This window comes from Acinetobacter sp. AOR12_HL, from assembly GCF_027855275.1.
Taxonomy (GTDB): domain Bacteria; phylum Pseudomonadota; class Gammaproteobacteria; order Pseudomonadales; family Moraxellaceae; genus Acinetobacter; species Acinetobacter baumannii.
In genome coordinates this window covers 1-23,842 of the sequence record NZ_JAKTIJ010000042.1, presented here as the reverse complement: position 1 = coordinate 23,842, position 23,842 = coordinate 1, and the positions used below count along the sequence as shown (strand labels likewise).

At 38.7% G+C, this 23,842-nt stretch carries 22 protein-coding genes and 2 pseudogenes; 8 read left to right on the top strand and 16 right to left on the bottom strand.

Translation table 11 applies throughout. The annotated features are described in order from the left end of the window. Positions 1–359: 359 nt before the first annotated feature. The 5 genes from MKL36_RS18990 to MKL36_RS18970 all read left to right on the top strand — a co-directional run bounded on the left by MKL36_RS18990 (position 360) and on the right by MKL36_RS18970 (position 5,307). Complete coding sequence (locus MKL36_RS18990) at positions 360–575, top strand: hypothetical protein (protein WP_000489165.1); 216 nt, start codon at positions 360–362, stop codon at positions 573–575. A gap of 361 nt (positions 576–936) precedes the next feature. Further along, positions 937–2,049, top strand: a complete 1,113-nt coding sequence (locus MKL36_RS18985; RefSeq protein WP_000235770.1) for a hypothetical protein — start codon at positions 937–939, stop codon at positions 2,047–2,049. Between the two features lie 749 nt (positions 2,050–2,798). Further along, positions 2,799–4,034, top strand: a complete 1,236-nt coding sequence (locus tag MKL36_RS18980; RefSeq protein ID WP_000838817.1) for a YagK/YfjJ domain-containing protein — start codon at positions 2,799–2,801, stop codon at positions 4,032–4,034. A 1-nt stretch (position 4,035) separates the two neighbouring features. After that, positions 4,036–5,016 (top strand): hypothetical protein, encoded by a 981-nt coding sequence (locus MKL36_RS18975; protein ID WP_000170392.1) that lies wholly within the window; start codon positions 4,036–4,038, stop codon positions 5,014–5,016. 18 nt (positions 5,017–5,034) lie between these two features. Then, entirely contained in the window at positions 5,035–5,307 is a 273-nt protein-coding gene (locus MKL36_RS18970) for a pyocin activator PrtN family protein (protein ID WP_000500676.1), read from the top strand. Here the strand turns inward: MKL36_RS18970 and MKL36_RS18965 are convergent. Next, entirely contained in the window at positions 5,291–6,439 is a 1,149-nt protein-coding gene (locus tag MKL36_RS18965; protein WP_000534873.1) for a tyrosine-type recombinase/integrase, read from the bottom strand. The two genes, MKL36_RS18970 and MKL36_RS18965, sit on opposite strands and share 17 nt — an antisense overlap. Positions 6,440–6,573: 134 nt before the next feature. Between MKL36_RS18965 and dusA the strand changes: the two genes are divergently transcribed. Together dusA and MKL36_RS18955 are read left to right on the top strand one after the other, a co-directional pair. Further along, entirely contained in the window at positions 6,574–7,590 is a 1,017-nt protein-coding gene (dusA, locus tag MKL36_RS18960) for a tRNA dihydrouridine(20/20a) synthase DusA (RefSeq protein WP_021510559.1), read from the top strand. Between the two features lie 335 nt (positions 7,591–7,925). Beyond that, complete coding sequence (locus MKL36_RS18955; protein WP_000587862.1) at positions 7,926–8,435, top strand: hypothetical protein; 510 nt, start codon at positions 7,926–7,928, stop codon at positions 8,433–8,435. A gap of 7 nt (positions 8,436–8,442) precedes the next feature. Here the strand turns inward: MKL36_RS18955 and MKL36_RS18950 are convergent, their stop codons facing one another. Continuing rightward, a complete protein-coding gene (locus MKL36_RS18950; protein WP_171251827.1) occupies positions 8,443–9,342 on the bottom strand; it encodes a LysR family transcriptional regulator in 900 nt (299 codons plus the stop codon). Between the two features lie 97 nt (positions 9,343–9,439). On the opposite strand from MKL36_RS18950, the gene MKL36_RS18945 reads away from it, so the two are divergent. Further along, positions 9,440–9,562 (top strand): hypothetical protein, encoded by a 123-nt coding sequence (locus tag MKL36_RS18945; protein ID WP_002045413.1) that lies wholly within the window; start codon positions 9,440–9,442, stop codon positions 9,560–9,562. Positions 9,563–9,622: 60 nt separating this feature from the next. Here MKL36_RS18945 and MKL36_RS18940 read toward each other — a convergent pair whose 3' ends face one another. From MKL36_RS18940 to MKL36_RS19120, 14 genes and pseudogenes are all read right to left on the bottom strand, one after another. After that, a complete protein-coding gene (locus MKL36_RS18940; protein WP_021510557.1) occupies positions 9,623–10,387 on the bottom strand; it encodes a tRNA threonylcarbamoyladenosine dehydratase in 765 nt (254 codons plus the stop codon). A 124-nt stretch (positions 10,388–10,511) separates the two neighbouring features. Beyond that, positions 10,512–10,985, bottom strand: coding sequence for a RidA family protein (locus MKL36_RS18935; RefSeq protein WP_021510556.1), 474 nt, complete (start codon positions 10,983–10,985; stop codon positions 10,512–10,514). Positions 10,986–11,105: 120 nt separating this feature from the next. Further along, positions 11,106–13,862 (bottom strand): aconitate hydratase AcnA, encoded by a 2,757-nt coding sequence (gene acnA, locus MKL36_RS18930; protein WP_001151970.1) that lies wholly within the window; start codon positions 13,860–13,862, stop codon positions 11,106–11,108. 124 nt (positions 13,863–13,986) lie between these two features. Beyond that, the gene (locus MKL36_RS18925) at positions 13,987–14,799 is read right to left on the bottom strand and encodes a TatD family hydrolase (protein WP_021510555.1); all 813 of its coding nucleotides are present in this window, start codon (positions 14,797–14,799) and stop codon (positions 13,987–13,989) included. Continuing rightward, entirely contained in the window at positions 14,799–15,740 is a 942-nt protein-coding gene (locus MKL36_RS18920) for an RsiV family protein (RefSeq protein ID WP_031222551.1), read from the bottom strand. Before MKL36_RS18920 ends, MKL36_RS18925 begins: the two co-directional genes overlap by 1 nt. Before the next feature lie 87 nt (positions 15,741–15,827). Then, complete coding sequence (locus tag MKL36_RS18915; RefSeq protein ID WP_001054080.1) at positions 15,828–16,670, bottom strand: hypothetical protein; 843 nt, start codon at positions 16,668–16,670, stop codon at positions 15,828–15,830. Positions 16,671–16,739: 69 nt separating this feature from the next. Continuing rightward, the gene (locus tag MKL36_RS18910; protein ID WP_000008536.1) at positions 16,740–18,332 is read right to left on the bottom strand and encodes a peptide chain release factor 3; all 1,593 of its coding nucleotides are present in this window, start codon (positions 18,330–18,332) and stop codon (positions 16,740–16,742) included. A 169-nt stretch (positions 18,333–18,501) separates the two neighbouring features. Further along, positions 18,502–19,569: a PoNe immunity protein domain-containing protein gene (locus tag MKL36_RS18905; RefSeq protein ID WP_021510553.1), complete on the bottom strand. Its 1,068-nt coding sequence runs from the start codon at positions 19,567–19,569 to the stop codon at positions 18,502–18,504. 2 nt (positions 19,570–19,571) lie between these two features. Continuing rightward, positions 19,572–19,643 (bottom strand): annotated as a pseudogene (locus MKL36_RS19125) (hypothetical protein); the annotation flags it as partial. Positions 19,644–19,695: 52 nt separating this feature from the next. Continuing rightward, a pseudogene (locus tag MKL36_RS19070) lies at positions 19,696–20,558 on the bottom strand (type VI secretion system immunity protein, TaeI family). A 128-nt stretch (positions 20,559–20,686) separates the two neighbouring features. Next, entirely contained in the window at positions 20,687–21,565 is an 879-nt protein-coding gene (locus MKL36_RS18890) for a type VI secretion system immunity protein, TaeI family (protein ID WP_086374136.1), read from the bottom strand. Positions 21,566–21,694: 129 nt separating this feature from the next. After that, on the bottom strand, positions 21,695–22,555 hold the full coding sequence (locus MKL36_RS18885; protein WP_021510549.1) for a type VI secretion system immunity protein, TaeI family: 861 nt from the start codon (positions 22,553–22,555) through the stop codon (positions 21,695–21,697). A 129-nt stretch (positions 22,556–22,684) separates the two neighbouring features. Beyond that, the gene (locus MKL36_RS18880; RefSeq protein WP_021510547.1) at positions 22,685–23,752 is read right to left on the bottom strand and encodes a PoNe immunity protein domain-containing protein; all 1,068 of its coding nucleotides are present in this window, start codon (positions 23,750–23,752) and stop codon (positions 22,685–22,687) included. A gap of 2 nt (positions 23,753–23,754) precedes the next feature. Beyond that, positions 23,755–23,842, bottom strand: an 88-nt coding sequence (locus MKL36_RS19120; protein WP_442866690.1) for a hypothetical protein, incomplete at its 5' end; no start/stop codon positions are given.

Below are 23,842 nucleotides of genomic sequence, written 5' to 3'. Positions count from 1 at the left end.
CAACTCCTTTATATTGGGAGTTCTGCCAAAGCATTAGAGAATTATGGTGGCAGAACGAGAAAGGGTTGACAGACCGGATTGGATTGACACCAGCACACTCGAAAGTGTCCCTCTCCCGTCCTACCGCAACGGGAGGAGACGAGATGTACCCTCAAAATTATTCCTCAGAAGGAATAACTCTGATGCAACCCAATAAAACGGTCTGTCAAAACCGACTGGCAATGTGGCCAGCAAGCAAAGGATAATGTGCAATATTTAAGGTGTCAATGATCTATCGACTAAGTCGTAAAGTGATTGTTATTGTTTTTCATTAGATTAATTCTTTAAACTAACCATTAGGTAAATTTAAGGATGATTCAGTGTTTCGGTTAAAGTGTCTTGGTGGTCCACTGTATGGACAAGAATATTCTCATGCTCAGGATGAGTTTATTTTTAAAGACAAACAGACAGGAAAGCAGACGCGTTATCGAAAGCAGGCTTTAAACTTCACCCCACCCCAAGAGTTCTTTATAGCAGAGTCAATTTCTACAACCGTAGCCTACAATCTTGCATTGCAATTAATGAAACGCTATTGAGACCTTTTAGTAATACAAAGACATACTATTAACTAACCAATAATGAGTGATTTTCTAGCACTTGATTCAGTCCATAATAAATTTATAATCCAGTAGAATGCTTCACAGTACTACAAGTTTAGTCCAACAATTATAACTCTAAGCTACATTTTGATTTTGACTACTTTTCACCCAAAACATCGCAAGTCGGTACAGAATCATCATAAGTCGGTACATAAATGGAGTGCAGTTTAACACCTAACACCCCTCTACAAATGCTCATAATTCACTCTCAAGTTAAGCTAAATCATTTTTAAATTATAAGTAGTTACGACTTATAATATATGCACTTCTTTTAAAATGAATAAGTGAACTTGATTACATGGCAACTTCAGCTAAAAAAAATGCTAAGGCTAAACAAGAAACCACATCTACGAGTAACATCAAAAAACTTATTGGCTTAATTGACCAACTTGAAGAACATATTATTAAAAGACATAAATTTCCCTATGGTTTGCCATCAGCCTATGCCGAACACTACAAAGCTTATTTACCCGAACAAATGGAACCTATCAGTGAAGAAATGACGGATAATGACCGAAAGTGGTTTTATGAACAGCTTGATCAAGGCTTATTAAAAGAATCGCCAGAACAAAAGGCTCTCCGTCAACAGGCATGGAGATTACCCCCACCATTACTTCGAGGTAAATCGGAAATTTACATCTACATTCCCGAAGAGGACCGACTTGCCCGACACTATGGCGAAATCGCGACTGAAATTCGTAAATTCAAAAACTTGGTATCAACTAAAACCAGAATATTCAAAAAAACAGCACAACAAGCTGAGAAACATTTTGAAGAAGCATTTCGTCTCTACTCCAAACATTATGATTGTTCTTTCTATATCTACACGCTACCAGAAGATATCTATAAACAGATTAGGCAATCTCAATTAGCCCGAAACAGCCATAAAAAATCCCAGAGGGTAAAAAAAACTTACCTCTCACTTGTTCAACGTTTTATTACCAGTAATCAAAAAACTTACTCAAGTATGGATACGGTTCTAGGAGCCATTGAGCAGCAAGCTATCTCAAAAATTCCAGAATACCTCACTCAAGAATACAATGCTGAAATAGAACATTGTTTACGAAAAAAAGAAGAAGCTGAATATTTTCTTTTTGCAGCTCGAAATGATCTATCTACAGCTGAAGTCAAAGAAATTGAAGAATATGGTAAAAAAACTGTAATCATACAAGCTCAGAACCGTGATCAACCCCTAACTTCTTTTGCAGGTCGCCCTATCGAACGTTATAAGGAAATAAGAGTATTTTATCAGAAAAAGATTTCTGCCTTAGAAACTCAAAAAAGTAAAATTAGAACCGACGATCAGAGAATGAAGTTACTGAATAGCGCTAAATCTTGGTTAAAGGAAAGCGAGCCAAGCCTATATGATGCGCTGAACATTTTTATAGAAAAGAAAGGTAGAAAACTTTAGAATTCCCCTCCCACCCCAATAAAAATCCGATCACTCACATAATTTATTTAGAGCCTGTTAGTTCTACACTGACATGCTCTTAAAAAAAATTAATAAATTTTTAAAAGAGTAATAATTACAATGAAATTTCTATATTTTAAAGATTTTAAATACATATATATCAGTAGCTTAAATAAATTCTTCGCAGATTTTTAGAGGGTGCTTAATTTTTTTCTAGAATTTCCCTTATGCAATCAAGCATACAAAACTTGCTACATAAGGAACCAATATGACCAACTCAAACCTAAGCCAGCAACACATCAAATTAATAAGTACATTCAATTGGAAGCTTAGCAATTTACGGGTGTGGGTCACCCGAAGAATAGCTCAACGAAGCCATTTAAATGCTGCATAACGCAGGACATCACAACTTTTAAAAAGTCCTCGTATTACCGTCATTTTTTGGTAGAGCATTCTCGAAGTAAAGTGCAATCGGCTTTTCGGTTTAAATACAATTGTAATAAGTAATATTAGATATATGTAATTAATCTACTAGATACTTATTGTCATAAGCAGTGTGCCTTAGCAAATACTGCTTATAGATTAGATTGATTTAATTGTGTATCCATTTGAGATGAATACACTCCAGATAGATTAGCCAATATCCACTCTACGCCTACCCTAATGGACATTTCTAAACGATGTCCATAGGGAGAGCATTTACCTCATGACGCCTGATACGTAATTAATTATTTGTATGTAGGTATACTATGAAATCTCTGAACAACACAGCTAAACCAATTCTTCCACCTATCGCACAGTTCTCAGTTGCAGATAGAGATGCATTCCTAGAACAGCTCAAGGAAGATTTTTCAACTCATGAGTACATGACAGAAAACGGTAAGATTAAAGTATTCAAAACGAGTATAAACCCTGAAGTTGAAAAAATGCTCAGTCGTGTTGAGTTCATCAAGTATTTTGAGAAAGAGCGCCCAATCGCTACTCTTAAATCTGTTCAAAGTTTTAAGGGCAAAGAGCAACTACGTGTTGAATATGCGAAGGATATTCCACTTTTGCTTAAGTGCCAGCTTACAACAATCTTTGTGTCTGCTCACTCTGGCAATTACAAGATGGGCATAGAGTTACAGGCCTTTAAGGATTCATTCTTAGAACTTTCAAAGGAAGAACAATATACCCTTTATGAATTTTCTCTGATCAATCAGTGTTACACATCTGAACAGGCTCAGGCTTATGTTGCAGCTTTAATTAAATTTCAGAAGTTGTTTGCAATAAGAATGAGCAGTGCCTCAATTCGTAAACAACTTTCGAATCGTGCTAGTAATCGACGCCGTTCTAAAGAGCGTTGTGTTGAGCTTGTAGAGACTCTACTCAAGATCCATTCTCGAATCCTTGTTGTTCGAGTAGACCTAGGATTAATACGCGATCCAGCTAAGCTTCAACAGCTTGCTATCTCAACTGATTTTGCTCAGGCTGAACATGATAGTGAGTTTATGCAAGAGTCTTTTATTCGGTTCTATGATGCATCTAAGCATAATCAGCTTAAGCAAGCGCTCGGGTATATCCTGCGTATTGAACACACCCCAACCAAGGGATTCCATGGACATCTTTATTACTTCTTCAATGCCAATGACCATCGTGAGGACATCACGTGGGGGCAATATATTGCTGAGAAATGGAGGGTTGCTACAAACAATCTTGGGACTGCTTTTATCTGCAATATGAAGAAAGATGAGTACCGCTATCGTGCCTTAGGCATTTTGGAGTATACCGACCATGAAATGCTTAAGAATCTCAAGGCTACGTTTGACTACATATGCAAAAATGATCAGTACTTCGCCTTTACTAATGGAGAACAAATTCGGAGCTTCCGAACAAGCCAAATACCAAAAGTTCCTGCTACCAAACTTGGCCGTCCACGCAAGTTCGAGCAACTTAACCTACTAGACTCTGATCAGTCAGATGATGCTCAAGTAGGAGGACAGTAACATGACTAAGTACGCATCAGATGCTTTACTTGCAGCTACACATTCGTCATGCAGCATTCAACCTATTTGGGCTTACGATCTGATTGGTTCTGAGAAGTCAGCAAAAGCTCTTGGGAGATCAAAAACTACAAGCATGTTTGCAAAACAAAATTCTCAAAATAGTAATCAGGCATTATCTCTCAGTAAACCTGTTGAGTTGATTAGATCAGCATATCCATTAGTGACAGGCTCCCCTGTCACTAATGGGATGTTATCTGTTCGACTAAAGCCAGAGAACGAATTGTTTATTCAGTTTATTAAACATATGGGGCCTATGCTTAATGGGGGGATTTACTGCCACGATCAGTATTTTTCTAATCAAATTACGGGCTACCAATATATGCTCAACACTAGGCAGTTTAGTGAGGATTTAACAGCTTGGAATACAGAACAAAGTCGTGCTGAAGAGTTATTTGATTCGACAATGAAGGTTCTATTCAGAGACTACGCAGGCTTCGAAACACATGAGCTATATTTGCCAATGCTATTTACGCTTTCAGCGAATACTCCAATGTATTCGAAACAACAATATTTAGATCAGCAGAAAAAAGAGATGATCGCCATTTTCCTTAATGAAGGTGGAAATAATGAAATTATTGCCGTATTTTCGAAATGGGAACTTACACCCCAAGGACAATTAGCACTTAGGCTGGTGTTTTTACTGGAACGCCAGTTCATAGATGATCCTGTTGGTTCTTCTGATGAAAATGCTTTCATTGCCTTACGAGGTAATCTGGAAGGCCTATTTAATTGCAAAGCATATCCTGTATCTATGCCATTAAACGGGTTTATGCAAACTAATCATTTTTTTAAAAGTGATCCAAGGTGCAAAGATCTTATTAAGCTGCTCAAAACGTACCTGATAGGCAGTGATGCAGTCCTTCGAATTTGGGATACACAGTCCAATTTTGATGTGTTGTATTCAAAGTTTAAAACTAACTAGTTAAGAGGCTATTTCACAATGGGTGCATTCCAGTTAAACACCGCTGATTACCTATTTATGAAATATCGCTCTATGACTGTCGAATTAATGAGCATAGTACAAGACTACTATCCTCACTTAAGCAAGGCAGAGGCGCTGAGAAAGGCAAATAATCAAGAGTTTCCTTTCTCTGTCTTTAAAATAGATTCAAGCAAACGCGCACCATTTCTGGTGCACGTTAAAGACTTGGCTGATATCTTAGATAAGAAGTATTCTGAAGCTGCTAAAGACTTTGCTACGTTTCATCAATGAGGCGTAGCACCTCTTCCAATTGAATTACATTTCGCCTTGACTTCACAGAAACATACCGCTGTAAGCTCCCCCAAGAATCATGCAAACTTACTTTCTGAATTTCAGGAATAGTAAAACTTTGTTCTGCAAGTCTCGTACAACCTTCATGTCTCAAATCATGAAAATGTAAATCCTCTATTCCCAATATTTTACATGCTTCGCGAAACTCTTTTCCTATGCTTTTGGGATTCAAAGGTAATAAGAGTTGTTCATCATATCCTAATCGAAGCATACGACTCCGCACTTCATTATCTAATAAAAGTTCAATTATTGTTTTACAAGGTTCCAACACATCAAAAGACTTGTGATTACCTTTAGAACCGTTCGGATTTTTCAAATCATGAACTTTCCATGAAGAGTTGTAAGAATCATAATCTTGCAGCCATAAGCGTGTTAACTCTGCTTCACGTCTACATGAAAAAATTGCGAACCAAATAATTAAATGCATTGGATACTTAGTACCGTATTTATTTAACTTCCAACGCTCAGCAAAAAGTTTTGTTAAAGCAATTAACTCTTCCTTTGTAGGAAGCCTATCTCTCACTTTACTAGACGAGATTTGACGAGTTTTTCTAAGCTGTGCTGTAGCTTTATCGAAGTTACTTAAATCAACTTCCATACCCCACATAACAGATGCATGAGATAGAACACCTCTAATATGTAAAAGCTCATGCTGCTGTGTACTTGTTGCAATAGGTTCTAAACCAAGATTAGGCACGCCTCTTCGTCTTAGAGCCACATGCTCAGCCAAATGTATCGAATGTATTTTTGTGATAATATTGCGCGCAATTGGCAACTTCTTAATTAAGAGTAGAGAATAGCGTTTCGTCCTGCCGTACTCGCTCCCAACTTCATCCAAATATTTATCTATGGCATCTGACAAAGTTAGATCAATCAGTTGTTCTTTGCCAAGTAAAATGTCTGGATTTTCTTGAATCTCAACTTCTCTTTTTTTAAGCCAGTTTTCTGCCACTTTTTTTGAATAAAATGTTTTGCTTTCAGAATAAGCAGGATAACCTTTTTTGTTGATCCGGATAGCAGCTCGGTAACTAACACTTCCATCTGCACTTTTTCTGGCAGTAATTGACCCCATAATTTTACACCATGAACCATTTTTTTCATTATGGTGTAAATTCTGGTGTAAATGCAAACCGATTAACGCAGCTAAACATGAGTTCCCACAGATTCAAACAGGTTGCAAAACACTGATTAAAGGTATGATTTTTAATGACTATTAACAAAACCATTGAAACTATTAAATCTCCAAGAATCAGTGTAGCCCCAATGATGGACTGGACTACAAAGGACTACCGATTCTTTGCACGGTTGTTTAACCCAAACGTTGTGCTTTATACAGAAATGGTGACTACGGGCGCGATTCTATTTGGCGATGCGAAACGCCATTTGGGCTATAACGCTCAAGAACACCCAATCGTATTGCAGCTTGGCGGCTCAAACCCACAAGAACTTGCCACTTGCACAAAAATGGCTGAAGACTGGGGTTATGACGAAGTCAACTTGAATGTAGGCTGCCCAAGTGACCGTGTACAGAACAATAAAATCGGTGCATGTTTAATGGCAGAGCCAGACTTGGTCGCTGAATGTATTCACAGCATGCAAAAAGCGGTGAATATTCCGGTAACGGTTAAGCACCGTATCGGTATTGATGACATGCAGTCTTACGAAGAAATGCTGCACTTTGTAGATACTGTAGCAGCAACAGGTTGTACTCACTTTGTTGTACATGCCCGTATTGCGATATTGAAAGGTTTGTCTCCAAAAGAAAACCGAGAAGTACCACCGCTACGCTATGAAGATGTTTACCGTTTAAAGCAAGAACGCCCGCATCTGACTATTGAAATTAATGGTGGTATTAAAACTTTTGCCGAAACTCAAGCTCATTTACAGCACGTTGACGGCGTCATGATTGGCCGTGAAGCCTATCACAACCCTTACTTACTTGCTGAGCTCGGCCAACTTTGGAACCTAGAAGCACCAGATCGTTTCGATATTATGGAACAAATGCTACCGTATATTGAACAACGTCTAGCTGAAGGTGCACCCCTCTCTATCATTACACGTCATATTTTAGGTCTATTCCAAAATTTACCGGGCGCTCGCAAATGGCGACAAGCTCTAAGTGGTGGAAATGCAAAAACTTTAACTGACGTCGAGAATGCAATTCATAATATGCAAGCTGCTATTATCCGTACTGAAGAGTATTTAAAGGAACACCAATTTTAAGCCAGCCCATGTTTCTAAAATTGTAAGAAAATGTGGCATTTTAAATCAGAGACTTAGATTTTGAGTATATTCGCAAATGTTGGCTCGAAATATTCAAAATTAAGCTCTGATTAATTATTTATATTCAATAATATCAAAAACTTAATTTGTATAATTTCAAAAGCTCTTTTAATTAGCCCTTTTTTCCATAGCCAGAAATAAAAACTGGCAAAAAGATACGTTATTACATAACATAAACAAAACTTTTAAGTTTGGGCCATTAGTATCTCTGAACGCCACAGGTAGGTGGTGATTTTCTAAATACGGATATAGGTAGTACGGGTAGAGATTTCACGATGATTATTTATGACGGACAAGTAGCTGATAACTATATGTATCAGGATTCAAATCAGGCAGCCATTGTTGTATCCCACAGCACACCAAGCCTCCCTTATCCATTCACCATGAAACCCAATAATCACTCCACTGAAACCAACACTCCTCCAGCCATTGATGTAGAAAAATTCGTAGCTAAATTAGAAAGTATTACCTCTAGACGCAGTAAAGCGCGTTGTGCACGTAGCATCCGTATTGCGCTTGAGTCTGCTGGTGCCGATGTTGAAAATCATCCGATTGCAGCATCTGATTGGGGCGATACCCTCAAGAAAATTGGCTATAAAGAAATAAATCCAGCCTTTGATGAGCCACAAGAAGGCGACATTTATATCATTCACAGAACCCGCAACCATATTTACGGTCATATCGCTGGTTACACAGGAAGCGAATGGGTGTCGGACTTTAAACAAAGTAGTTATGACGTCTATAAAGATGATAACGTCACCTATACTTACTATAGATTAGGCTAATTCACTTCTAAGATAGAAACATTTGATGAATTTGCTCGGCGCAGTGCTGAATGATTTCATCATGGCCTTTTCTATAGACCAGTAAAACTTCCGAAAGAGATAGGGAATCTTCCAAAGGTATTAGTTTTACATTGGCAGGTAAGATTTGTTGAAACTCCGCAGGAACAATACCTACCCCTAAATTTGCCGCCACGAGCTGTAACTGTGAAATCTTACGCGACTGAATGGAGGCTTTTTGTGGGGTAAATCCTGCGGCTAAACACAGATTTGCGACCAAATAACTTAAGCCTCCTCTTTCAGCATGAGGCGTTGATACAAAACACTCATCTTTTAAGTCTTTTAAATAAACCTTTTCTGATTTAGCAAACTTGGCATGATCAATATGCACAGCCACCATTAAAGGCTCTTCATATAACTTAAAAGTATTTATACCATCTAAAGTATGCCGAACTGGTGGGCGGATCAAACCGATATCAATTTCACCATTTAATAACGCTAAGATTTGCTGTTCGGATGATAAGGTATTAATCTCAAAGCTCAACTGCTGCGTTAAGCTAACTTCTTTTAATATCTGCACCTTTGTATTATCCACGACAATACTGCTGGAATGAGCAAGTTTAATCTGTCGATTTTTCCCTTCCGACACACTTTTAGATAAATCAATAATTTCATTTAAATAAAGCAAGTTATCTTTTATTTTCTTATAGAAGACCTCTCCTGCTGCCGTAAGTTTTACTCTTTTGTCCGTACGATCAAACAACTGAAAATCAATTTCTTCTTCTAATAGTTTCATTTGTCGACTTAAAGCAGACTGGGCAATAAATAGCTTTTCGGAAGCAGCGGTAAAGCTCCCCTCTTCAACAATTTTTATGAAATATTGGAATTGTTTTAATGTGAGCATTATCATCTCAAAATTAGATCATTTGGTCTATTTTCTATATTAGATTAGATAGATTTCCTTCGCTAGAATTTTAATCAAGACCATTCACTTGATTGAATTCTTCATGAAGTATTTAAAAGGTTTCGCAATATGCACCATCGTTATTTTAATTTTATGGTGTTTTAAATTTTATGATCAGCAATTATCCACACAGCCCAAACAAGACAATATAGAGCTATATGATTAAATAGTTTTCCCCAAAAAAAAGCATACCCCCACCTAAGCGCATGCCTTTTCCATATTTAAATTAGGCTTTCTTTAAATCGAGCTTTTTCAAAACTTCAGCCACAGCAATCATGGCAAAGCTTGAAGTCACCACCACCGCTGAACCATAGCCACCACAGCGCAACCCCGCCGATGGGCAGACATCTGCGCTTAAAAATGGATTGTCGATTGAGTAAATACAGGTAATGCCAAATTTCTCTTTTGGCTTTTTACAGATGCCACGAGCGCGAAGCTGACTACGTAGCTTTGCTAACATTGGGTCTTGTTCTGTTTTTGATAGATCGGCCACGCGAATTTTAAGTGGATCGAGCTTACCACCAGCTCCACCCGACACAATTAAAGGAATTTTATTAAAACGACAATGGAGCATTAAAGCCAGTTTTGCTTTAACGTCATCGATGCAGTCCAAAACAATGTCCGGTACAGGGTTTAAAAGCTCTGCAACATTTTCAGGTGTTAAGAAGTCATCAATAATATTGACTTTAATGCGTGGGTTAATTTGGCGACAACGCTCCGCCATAATTTCAACTTTTTCACAGCCCAGAGTTGAGGTCATTGCAGGTAGCTGACGGTTTACATTTGATGCCGCAACCACATCCATATCGACTAATGTGATCTCACCAATACCTGTACGCGCTAAAGCTTCTACTGCCCAACTACCGACCCCACCAATACCAATCACCATCACATGACTTTGTTCATAGTGCTGGAACGATGAATCACCATAAATTTTGGCTACACCTGCAAAACGGCGGTCATATTCATCATTTTGTGGTAAATTGGACATGGAAATGGCTTTCTCTAAAAAATCAAACCATATATTTTACTGTTTTTTACGTAGAGCGTCTTGCCGCTCTTACAAATAAAAATACCCAGTAAAATTGCAATAATTGAATTCCACCAACTTACTTTTATTTCAAAGCAAAAATGAAGTTGATTTCAACAGATGCATTTTTTGGAAGTTGGTACACGCTGACCGATGTACGTGTATGCCGTCCCGTAGCTAAACCCAAAATTTCATAAAGTATTTCAGATGCTCCATCAGCAACTTCGCTTTGCTGTATAAAAGATGACGTTGAATGAACAAATACATTCATTTGTAAAACTTTTCCAATAACATCTAAAGTCCCATAGTGCTGTTTTAAAATTGCTAAAGCTCTCATGGTGCTAATACTTGCAGCAAGCTGTGCATCTGATAAATCAACATCTAATCCAACTTTTCCACAAATCTGTACCGTATCTCCCACTCTTGGAATTTGACCACTAATAAATACAAGTCCAGCGTGTTCAATTAATGAGGTATATTTACCTCCTATTTTTATATCCCCTGAAAAATCATATCCCAATCGAGATTCAACTTTTAAAAATACTGTATCTCTACCCATAATTGCTTCTTCTTATAACAAAAATTATTTTATTTATATTTAGCTTATCCATTAAATAAAGACAATAAAAAAGCCTCATGAATATAAGGCTTTTTTATATAGCTTTTGAAAAATAGACATTTATGAAGCAATCAAATTCCGAAGTACATAATGCAAAATACCCCCTGCCTTAAAGTACTCAACCTCATTTAACGTATCAATTCGACATAACACATTAAAATGACTAGCTACTCCATTTGGCCCTTTCACATCAACCTCAAGAATTTCATGAGGCTGAATACCATCCGATAAACCACGAATCGAAATGACTTCATGACCCGTTAAGTTGAGGGACTGTCTGGTTTGGCCATCAACAAACTGTAATGGCAACACGCCCATACCCACCAAGTTTGAACGGTGAATACGTTCAAAACTTTCAGCAATGACAGCTTTTACACCTAACAAGTTCGTTCCTTTGGCAGCCCAGTCACGTGAAGAACCTGTTCCGTATTCTTTACCAGCAATAATCACAAGCGGTGTATGTTCTTGTTGGTAACGCATTGCCGCATCATAAATAGCAAGCTTCTCACCACTTGGCACATATATGGTATTACCGCCTTCTTCGCCGCCGAGCATTTCGTTCTTAATACGAATGTTAGCAAAGGTGCCTCGCATCATGACTTCATGGTTACCACGTCGTGAACCATAAGAGTTGAAGTCTTTTGGCTCAACACCTTGCTCTTGTAAATAGCGGCCAGCTGGACTGTCTTTTTTGATATTACCCGCTGGTGAAATATGGTCGGTTGTTACCGAGTCACCAAGCACTGCCAAAATACGTGCCTGTTCAATATTCTTGATTGGTTTTGGTGGCTCACCAATACCTTCAAAGAACGGCGGATGACGAATATAGGTCGAGTCATCAGCCCATTCGTAAGTTTTACTTTTTGGAATCTGAATCGCTTGCCAGCTTTCATCACCATCAAACACCGCAGCATATTCTTTGTGGAACATGTCGGTATTTACTTTTTGTAAGACAGCATCAATTTCTGCCTGACTTGGCCAGATATCTTTTAAGTAAACAGGTTGCCCGTCTTTACCTTGCCCGATTGGTTGAGTCGTTAAGTCGGTACGAATATTCCCAACTAAACCATAAGCAACCACAAGTGGTGGTGATGCAAGCCAGTTGGTTTTAACTAATGGATGCACACGCCCTTCAAAGTTACGGTTACCCGAAAGTACAGATGCCACGTTTAGATCATGACACTGAATCGCATCTTCAATTGGTTCAGGTAAAGGACCTGAGTTACCAATACACGTTGTACAACCATATCCGACCAAGTTATAGCCCAACTCATCTAAATACGGCGTAAGCCCAGCCGCCAATAAATAGTCAGTCACGACTTTAGAACCAGGCGCAAGTGAACTTTTTACCCACGGTTTACGCTGCAAACCCTTTTCAATTGCTTTTTTAGCAAGTAAACCGGCTGCCAACATTACACTTGGGTTAGAAGTATTAGTACATGAGGTAATTGCCGAAATAACAACATCACCATGATTTAACGGATATTCTTGTCCTTCAATCACACAAGATGGGCTTTCATGCTGAATATTGGCTTTGGTTGCTTCTACAGCCGTACCGCCACCGCCTTCATTTTCTAAACGTTCTTTCGCTTCTTTGGCTGGCTTAAGGGTTAATTCCATGAGCGCATTAAACGTTTTAGGTACTTCCGATAAAAGCACACGGTCTTGAGGGCGTTTTGGACCTGCCAAACTTGCCTGAACCGTACTCATATCTAAACTTAACGTATCTGTAAACACAGGTTCATCACCCGGATTACGCCATAAGCCTTGCGCCTTGCTATATGCTTCCACCAATGCGATACGGTCACTTTGACGACCTGTTAATTTCAAATAGCCCAAAGTCACTTCATCAATTGGGAAGAAACCACAAGTTGCACCATATTCAGGTGCCATATTGGCAATAGTTGCACGGTCAGCAAGTGGTAAGTCGGCTAAGCCATCTCCATAGAATTCTACAAATTTACCTACCACACCTTTTTGGCGAAGCATTTGAGTAATGGTGAGCACCAAGTCAGTTGCCGTAATCCCTTCTTGTAATTTTCCAGTCAGTTTAAAACCGATCACTTCAGGAATAAGCATAGAGATAGGTTGGCCTAACATGGCAGCCTCTGCTTCAATACCCCCAACACCCCAACCTAATACCCCTAGACCATTAATCATGGTGGTATGTGAGTCTGTACCCACTAAGGTGTCAGGGAAAGCAAAGGTTTGTCCGTTGTCTTCACCTAACCACACTGCTTGAGCCAAATACTCTAAATTGACCTGATGGCAAATACCGGTACCCGGTGGCACGACACTAAAGTTATTAAATGCAGATTGTCCCCAACGCAAAAATTGATATCGCTCGCCATTTCGCTGCATTTCAATTTGAACGTTTTCTTCAAAAGCCTGATCATCGGCAAAATGGTCTACCATCACAGAGTGGTCAATAACCAGATCTACAGGTGATAACGGATTAATTTTTTCAGGGTCACCCCCCGCTTCAGCCATTGCAGCACGCATTGCGGCTAAGTCAACGACTGCCGGAACGCCGGTAAAATCTTGCATTAAAACCCGTGCAGGTCGATATTGAATTTCTTGATCTGAGGTACGGGTTTTTAGCCACTCAGCTAAAGCATAAATGTGTTCTGTTTTAACACTGTGCTGATCTTCAAACCGTAATAAGTTTTCCAACAGTACTTTTAATGATTTCGGCAGTTTGGCAATGTCACCTAGCTTTTTCTCGGCTTGGGTTAAGCTAAAAATCTGATAATTGCTGGAACCTACTGTTAGCGTCTGTAAAGCATTAAAACTATTGATATTGCTATACTTAGCCATTGGGTTATCCTCCCATGTCTGGCAATGTTATTTTTCACGTTTTTACATGTTGTTTTCTTACTTTAAGCTTCTTTTTTAATCGCTGTGTTTTGTTTTAGTTACTATTTCTAATCTTTGATTTTTATTACGATAATTTCAAAGCAGATAAAGAGTTTTTCCACAGCAAATCTGCTAATTCTGACTCTGCCATATTTAAATTTTCAGCCAAACTTTTTAGTACATAAGGTAAATTCACAGGCGTATTTCGAGTACGCTGCTCAGTTGAAGTTTGACAGCAAAGTGGCGTCATATCAGGACAGTCTGTTTCAATCACTAAATGCTCAGCACCTATAGCCTGCACAACTGTATGAAGCTTTTTCGCATTGGGGTTCGTGATTTGTCCCGTCACACCAATTTTAAAACCAAGCTTAATCAGACCTTTTGCCTCCTCTACTCCGCCACTAAAGGCATGAGCAATGCCACCGAGTTTAAACTTATGCGCTTTTAATAGTGCGAGCACATCACCATGTGCTTTTCGTATATGAAGCAACACCGGTTTTTGGTATTGAGTTGCCAAATCTAACTGATCAGCAAAATACTGTTTTTGCTTGGTATATATATCGGGCTGCTTGTGTTCCTTTAAGAAGGTATCTAAGCCAATTTCTCCTACTGCGATGCAGTCTTCTTGCTGCAAAATCTGTTCAAGATGAGAAAGATGCTCTGGTCTGTGCTGCTCAATATAAAACGGATGCAACCCCGGTGCTAAATAAGAAGTAGGTACATTCTCCCACTGCTTGAGCTGATGATGGGTTTGTACCAACTCATCAAAACGTGATTGTAAAAAGCCTATTAACACCAGAGCATCCACACCCACTTTTTTAGCTTCAAGTGCTAACTGATGCCGATCTTCATCAAAATCGGCAACATCAAAATGGGTATGAGTATCAAACAGATGCATTAGCTGGCACTTTTTACGGCAGGTGTCGAAGCTGGTTTAGCTTTAGGCTGCGGCAAATATTCTTCTTTCAATACATCTTGTAATTGGTCATATGGAATGACTAAACGAGGTAGCCCGACCACATAAGGTCCAATTTCATATTCGCCATATTGAAGAATCAAGCCTTGATCACCTAACAGGAAATTTTCTGTGAGTTTAAACGGCCAAGCTTGCTCATATTCACTCACACTATTTGCAAGTTTTGAGTCTGTCACCCAAGCTTTAAACGCTTCATGTGCTAATTTTTCTAAAGCCGCTTTTTTCTCTGGACGTAACAAGTCTTCAAGCTTGACCTGCTTTTCTTTCTTTAAGTCAAAATTATAATATTGCTGCGCTGCCGAGCCATGTGCCCCGCCTAAATAGCTACTACTATTTACAACAACAGTTACGACTTTACCTTGAGACTGTATGATTTTAGGTTTCACCAACAGATTAATTTGGTGATTACTACTTAGAGCCTTTAACTCATTGTCCAAATCAATAAATGAATTTGCATAGCGCTGAACCTGAGCATCGAAACTATCTTGTTGCTCTGTAGCGGCAGCTGCTGAAGCTTCTGTCTTCTTATCAGCTTGTGCTGCTTTTGCATCAGGTTCTGCAATTTCAAGAATCTGACCGAGTGCTTTTAAAACTTGTTGATCAATAATCTTATCAATAAAAGGGAAATTACTTTGTAGGCGTTCTACCGTAAATTCAGGGCAAGTTTTACCATCACAATCCGGTAAAGTCACTTTACTTGGAACTGTTTCCCCTTTCAAAGTCAGTTCTACAGGCTTTTGTTCAACCACAGCCGGTTTTTGCTGATCTTCCGACTCTTTAGGATCACTTTTAGGCTGACATGCCACCAAAAATATCGCAGAAGCAAGTAGCGTTAAACGTAGCGAAGCCTTAGAAGTTAACATCATATTTTGCCTTTATTCTGAGAAGATTATGCATAACTCATATGAAGTTAGCGCATCTACAAGTAGGTTGCAAATTCTGCTACCAACTTAAAACATTTGTTCATAAACCTGAGGTTGCAATATTTTTTTCGTTTGTTCTGTTGTTAAATAAATATCAAGTTGAGGCGCATCTTTCGTAATCTGATTTGCCTGATAGTGCAAACCTACCCCTTCACCATCAAAGAACCAGTCAGCTTGTCCCCAATATAAAGTTTTTGGGGCCTGTTTTTTGACATCGGCAGTTTGCTTTTTCAACCAGTCCTGATACGCGGTTTGAACAATTTGATGTACTGTCGGTTGCTGGTCTTTTTTAAGCACATCAAGCAACGTTAAGTTTTTATGAAGTTTACGATCAGCCACGAAAAAATAATAACGGTCTTTTATGGTGATTTCTTCTTGTTTACTGTCTAAAGCCAGTTGCAATAACACATACTGGTTACGCTGCGAGGCAATGCGTGTACGAATGTGTAACTCATAAGCACGATTTTTAGAATACTTATCTTGCCATTCATCCGACTTTTTCACGTAAGCATTAATCGCTTGTTGAAGGCTTAAATCTTTTTTCAAATTAATTTGAGCCTGAATAACTTTCGCCTGATTTTTTTCAATCCAGCTATTTAACCACGCATCTTGGGTTTTTATGGTTTGAATATCGACATCAATACAATTTTTCTTTTCACAAAACGGCACTGCATAACTTGCTTTGGTTTCGGTCAAATTTAAATAAGGTAAAACCTCTGCTTTCTCAACCGGATGGTCTTGAGTAGAAGCTGAATTTTCTTGAGAAGATGATGAAGACTGAGGCTTTTTCCAGACAAATACACAAATAGCCAAAATTAGAGCTATGGCTGCAACCACAAGCGCAATAATTGTCTTTTTACTCAAGTTCATTTCATCATCCTTTCTTATTTTTCAAAACAAAACAGCTTCTATTCGAAGCTGTTTGTCACATTTACATGATTAGTGTTCACGTGTGCTACGGAACTCAATATCAGGCCAACGCTCTTGCATAATCTGCAAATTCACTCGGCTTGGCGCAAGATACGTTAAGTGTCCGCCACCATCAATAGAAAGTTGGTCATGTGCCTTTTTCTTAAACTCATTAAGAATCTTTTCATCATCACAATGAATCCAGCGTACCGTATTTACACTTACTGGCTCATAAACACAGTCAACTTTATATTCTTCTTTCAAGCGGTAAGCAACAACGTCAAACTGAAGTACACCCACAGCTCCCACGATCAAATCATTGCTAATTTGTGGCATAAATACCTGAGTTGCACCTTCTTCAGACAACTCTTTCAAACCTTTTTGCAACTGTTTTGACTTTAATGGGTCTTTCAAACGTACACGGCGGAACATTTCCGGCGCGAAGTGAGGAATACCTGTGAAGTGCAAGTTTTCACCGCTAGTGAAAGTATCACCAATCTGGATTGTACCGTGGTTGTGTAAACCAATAATATCGCCCGGCCATGCTTCTTCTAAGTGCTCACGCTCGCCTGCAAGGAAAGTCAACGCATCACTAATACGAACTTCTTTACCAATACGTACGTGATTCATTTTCAGGCCTTTCTCGTATTTACCTGAACAAATACGCATGAAGGCAATACGGTCACGGTGTTTAGGGTCCATGTTGGCTTGAATTTTAAATACAAAACCAGAGAAACCTTCTTCTTTTGCTTCAACCACACGTTCTTGCGTTGGGTGAGCTTTAGGTTCAGGTGCCCAGTTCATAAATGCATCTAGAACGTGGTCAACACCAAAGTTACCTAATGCCGTACCAAATAGAACAGGCGTTTGTTTACCTTGTAAGAAAAGCTCGCGGTCTAATGGCTCATTTGCCATTTGTACAAGCTCAAGTGACTCTTCAAAAGAAGCCCAAGCTAACTCACCAACTTTTTCACGAATATCAGCGTGATCATAGCCATCACGTACTTCAATATCGGTAATGGTTGAACCAAAACCTGCTTTGTAGACATACAATTTATCTTCAAGAATATTGTATACACCAGCAAAGTCACGACCCATACCAAGTGGCCATGTAATTGGTACACAGCGAATATTCAAGACATTTTCAATTTCATCTAACAACTCAAGTGGCTCACGAATTTCGCGGTCCATTTTGTTGACGAATGAAATAATTGGTGTGTCACGCATACGACACACTTCCATCAATTTGATGGTACGTTCTTCGACACCTTTTGCACCGTCAATCACCATCAGTGCAGAGTCAACAGCAGTAAGGGTACGATAAGTATCTTCCGAGAAGTCTTCGTGCCCCGGTGTATCGAGTAAGTTAATCGTGTGACCTTTATATGGGAACTGCATAACAGACGTGGTGATCGAAATACCACGTTCTTTTTCCATTTCCATCCAGTCAGATGTAGCTGCACGATCAGATTTACGGCTTTTTACCATCCCTGCAACCTGAATCGCTTTACCCCATAACAACAGTTTTTCTGTCATGGTGGTTTTACCGGCATCGGGGTGGGAAATAATAGCAAATGTGCGTCGTTGAGCGACCTGTGCCGCTAACTCATCTTTAAAACTCATGAAATACACCTACTGCGGAGATTGCAGTGCCAAAGATCTAAAGTCGATCAAAATAAAAATTGGCGTAATTGTAGCAGATTTATAAATTGTTTTTATCGACTTTGTGGACAACTCCAGACTTGTCCATATATTTCAAAAACTGAGCACTAAATGCCCTTTCTGGCATCTATTAATTCTCACCATCCCAATACCAATATACTTCCCCCCAGTCTGTTTCTGAAAGTATTGGCAATGTCGTACCTTGCGTAAAATAAAGTCGTGTATCAGGTCTAGCAGGAGTAATCCAATAACCTGTTTTAATACAAACTTCACCACCTTTTACTTTTATATGCTCGGACTGTTCCTCATCTGAAACCATATTTGATTGTGACCGCGCAAAATCCACCAAATCTTTTGGGTAGAACTCATGATCACGATATAAAGTATCATCTATTTCTAATAGCCACGTTACTGCTGCTGCCTCCCATGACCAATAACCATAATAGCTAACGCCCGATCTAAGATCAGTTTGTGGATGTTGATCATGATAAGGCTCTCGACGGCTTGCTTCATACCAGCTTTCTAAATATTGCAGCATTAACGCTGGGCGTTGCTCAGGTGCAGCATTAAACACCTTGATTAACTTTCGATAAGGTAAATGTCTTCTGGCTTCATCTGGTGGTGTGCCTCGGTCTGTTACAAACGGAGCAACCAGACGCTCAACTAACCCATCTTTTTCTTGCCCTTCAGGTGTAGCTTCAACATAGTCAATAATCGGCATAATCCGGTACATTTGGTCAGCATAGCCTGTCAGTAAACCGAAACAGATCAAACGTAAAGCAATATACCAGTAGTCCTCTGTACCTAAACTAATATGCCAGACATAACGCCCGCCAGCATCAGGGCTTAAATTATATAAATGACTGGTTTCTGCATATTCTTCAGTCCAATGCAGTAAGTAAGGATAAAGCTCTTTAATAAAGCCAATATCTCCACCCGCTGAATATTGCAAAGACATCAAATCTAAAGTATCTCTTAAACGCTGATGACCCGCAGCAATGTATCCACCAAACTTCTTTTCATTCTTATAATTACTAAAGCCATCAGTAACCGAATACAATCCATTTACAAGCTCATCAAAGTTTTCATGATAATCCTGTTTTAATAAATGATGATCTCTAAATTCATTCTCATCAGTAATTTCCAAGTCTAGCCATTTTTGCCAATCTATTTCCTGATCATTGACTGTTATTGACATTCTTAACGCTCCAGCATTTCATTTGGCATTACAAATTCTAAAGTAATCGCATGTGAGGTCACGGTACGGGTACATGTCAGTTGAAATTGTAAATATCTAAATAGAAATGCCCTTATGGGCATTTAATCAGTTCTCACCATCCCAATACCAATACACTTCACCCCAGTCTTGTTCCTTAATTTCAGGAAGAACTTCACCTTTCTTACAATAATGGCGTGTATTGGGCTGCGCAGGCGTTGTCCAATAACCCGTTTTAGGACAAACTTCTCCAGCTTGAACAGATTCTTGATATTGTGATTCAGCATTTTGTCCACTTGTTAAATCGTCCACACTATATGGTGTCCCATATAGAGCAGCCGTAAGGTCCTCAAAAGTTCTCAGTCTTAATGGAGTCACCTGTTTTAAGAACTTCATGTGAACTGGAAGATTTACTTTTGCCAGATATGTTAAGGACTCTTCCCCACCCAATGCCAAAGCAGGTTCAAATGCATACATTTCATCTGCCTTTAACACCCCTAATTTTTTACAGCTCGATCAAATAGCTTCTTCCCATTTTTATCAATATGGTCTAATGAATCTTTATTTGAATAGAAAAAGAATAAATCACCATAGAACTCAGCATCCTCATCCTTTTCACCGCTATCGTGTAAAATCCCTTCCATTGGCTTAAGATAGTATCTATAAAAATTCTTTTCGCCCCAAATTAACAGTTCACCAAATGCAGAACGTGCTAACACATGGTAGACATCATCATCTGGTAATGGCGTCTCTTCCAACCAGTCATAAATCACTTCAGCATAATCATCTGGGTTTGTAATCCAGTACAAACCATTCAAATAACCTGCAAAACCAATAATTCGCCACTGTTCTAAAATACTTTCAGGCAGTTTACCCCGATATTTTTTTATGAAGTCCTCTGTGACTTCAACTTTATCAATTGGCTCACCAAACAATTCTTTAAAATCTTTTGCATAATCTGGATGTAACATATTTAGAATCCTCTTATTTACAACGTTTTAATTCAACATCCATCGCATCTTTACCCATCCCATTCGCTTTAGCTGTACTTATATTTATAAATCCGAGTAGAAATAAAAATGCCCTTTCGGGCATTCTTTTATTCATCACCATCGAACTGCCAGTAAACCTCTCCCCAATCTGTAACAAAATTAGGAAATATTTCACATTCTTTAAAATACTGACGTGAATTCTCTTTGGCTGGAGTAAACCAATAGCCAGACTTAGTACATGGTTGACCACTTTGAATACTAATAACTTGAGAATGAGTTTTTTCTGTCTGACTGACCTGCTCAATAGCTTTACTAAAAGAAGCATTCTCGCCATATAATATTTTCCCTAACCCCTCCAGATCAGTCTTATAAACATTAGTAAACTCTTTGAGTATTGCCATATGAACATGAATATTCAGTTTTTTCAGGTTCTGTAGAACGGACTTCCCACCGAGTGCCAAAGCAGGTTCAAAACCAAATACTTCATTGCTTGAGAGTGGACCATACTTTTTTACAGCACGGTCAAATAAGGGTTTAAGATTTTCATCTTTTCTATCAAATTCATCTAAATCAGAGAAAGCAAAGAAGTTTCTAATAATTTCATCGTTTTTATGCTTTTCATCGTTAAAACCTACACTATTCTGAAATACTTCACCATTTATAATATTTAAATCATTTTTTTGCCAATTTTTTTCACCCCATAAGTAAAGTTCTCCGAATGCTGATCTAGCAATAACATGCCAAACATCCTCATCTAGAATATCAGTATTTTCTAACCAGTGATAAATATCTTCAGCATAATCATCAGGATTGGTAATCCAAAACAATCCTTCTTTAAAAGTACAAAAACCTACCTCTTTCCAGTATTCCAATAATTGATCAGGGAGTTTTCCTTTATATTTATTAAGAATATTGTCTGTGACTCTAACTGCTTGCTGCGGTTGCCCAAACTTTTCCAAAAAATATTCAAAATCTGCATCGATCATTTTTAATCCTATGTAGGGCAATGTTCGAACTCAACATCCATCACATCTTTCATGCGCTCTTACAGAACTTTTGCTTTACCCAATTGTATAAACAAAGGCAAAAACAAAAATGCCCTTACGGGCATCTAATCAGTTCTCACCATCCCAATACCAATACACTTCACCCCAGTCTTGTTCCTTAATTTCAGGAAGAACTTCACCTTTCTTACAATAATGGCGTGTATTGGGTTGTGCAGGCGTTGTCCAGTAACCTGTTCTAGGACAAACTTCTCCTGCTTGAACAGATTCTTGATATTGTGACTCAGCATCTTGTCCACTTGTTAAATCGTCCACACTATACGATGTACCATATAGAGCAGCCGAAAGGTCCTCGAAAGTTCTCAGTCTTAATGGAGTCACCTGTTTTAAGAACTTCATGTGAACTGGAAGATTTACTTTTGCCAGATATGTTAAGGACTCTACCCCACCCAATGCCAAAGCAGGTTCAAATGCATACATTTCATCTGCCTTAAGAACCCCTAATTTTTTTACAGCTCGATCAAATAGCTTCTTCCCATTTTTATCAATATGATCTAATGAATTGTTATCAGGCGCAAAAAAGAAGTCTTCGCCATAAAACTCTGCACCTTCGTTCTTTTCACCTTTATCATGCAAAATCCCTTCCAAAGTTAAAACATAATAGCGTTTATAGTTTTTTTCACCCCAAATCAACAACTTACCAAATGCAGAGCGTGCCAACACATAGTAGACATCATCATCAGGCAATGAGGTATCTTCTAACCAGTCATAAATTACTTCAGCGTAATCGTCTGGGTTCGTAATCCAGTACAAACCATTCAAATAACCAGCAAAACCAAATAAACGCCATTGTTCTAAAATACTTTCAGGCAGTTTACCCCGATATTTTTTTATGATGTCCTCTGTCACTTCAACTTTATCAATTGGCTGACCATATTTCTCATAAAAGTAATCAATATCATCTTGGTTCATCTTACTACCCTCTATTACTTACAACGCTTTAATTCAACATCCATCGCATCTTTTCCCATGCCTTTGGCTTTAGCTGTACTTATATTTATAGACACGAACAGCAACAAAAATGCCCTTTCGGGCATTCTATTAATTCTCACCATCCCAATACCAATACACTTCACCCCAGTCTGTTTCTGAAAGGATCGGCAATGTCGTACCTTGCGTAAAATACAGTCGTGTATCAGGTTTAGCTGGAGTAATCCAATGACCTGTTTTAATACAAGCTTCGCCACCTTTTACTTTTATACGTTCAGGCTGTTCCTCATTTGGAACCACATTTGATTGTGTACGCGCAAAATCAACTAAGTCTTTTGGGTAAAACTCATGATCACGGTATAAAGCATCATCTATATCTAACAGCCATGTCACCGCTGCCGCTTCCCATGACCAGTAGCCGTAATACGTGAAACCATCATTTAAGTCTGTTTGAGGATGTTGATCATGATAAGGCTCTCGACGACTTGCCTCATACCAACTTTCTAAATATTGCAACATTAAAGCTGGGCGTTGCTCAGGTGCAGCATTAAATACCTTAATCAACTTTCGATAAGGTAAATGTCTTCTGGCTTCATCTGGTGGAGTTCCGCGGTCTGCTACAAACGGAGCAACCAAACGTTCAATTAACCCATCTTTCTCTTGCCCTTCTGGTGTAGCTTCAACATAGTCAATAATCGGCATAATCCGGTACATTTGGTCTGCATAGCCCGTTAACAAACCAAAACAGATCAAACGTAAAGCAATATACCAGTAGTCCTCTGTACCTAAACTGATATGCCAAACATAACGCCCATCAGCATCAGGGCTTAAATTATATAAATGACTGGTTTCAGCATATTCTTCAGTCCAGTGCAGTAAGTAAGGATAAAGCTCTTTAATAAAGCTAATCTCCCCACCAGCAGAATACTGCAAAGATATTAAATTTAGTGCATCTTTTAAACGCTGATGACCTGCGGCAATATATCCACCAAACTTCATTTCGTTTTTATAATTACAGAAACCATCTGTAACCGAATACAATCCATTAAGAAATATGTCAAACCTTTCATGATATATATCTTCAGGCAACAAAGTATCTCGATATAAATGTGTATCCTGTATTTCCAATTCTTGCCATCTTTTCCAATCTATTTCTTGATCATTGACTGTTATCGACATTCTTAACGCTCCAGCATTTCATTTGGCATTACAAATTCTAAAGTAATCGCATGTGAGGTCACGGTACGGGTACATGTCAGTTGAAATTGT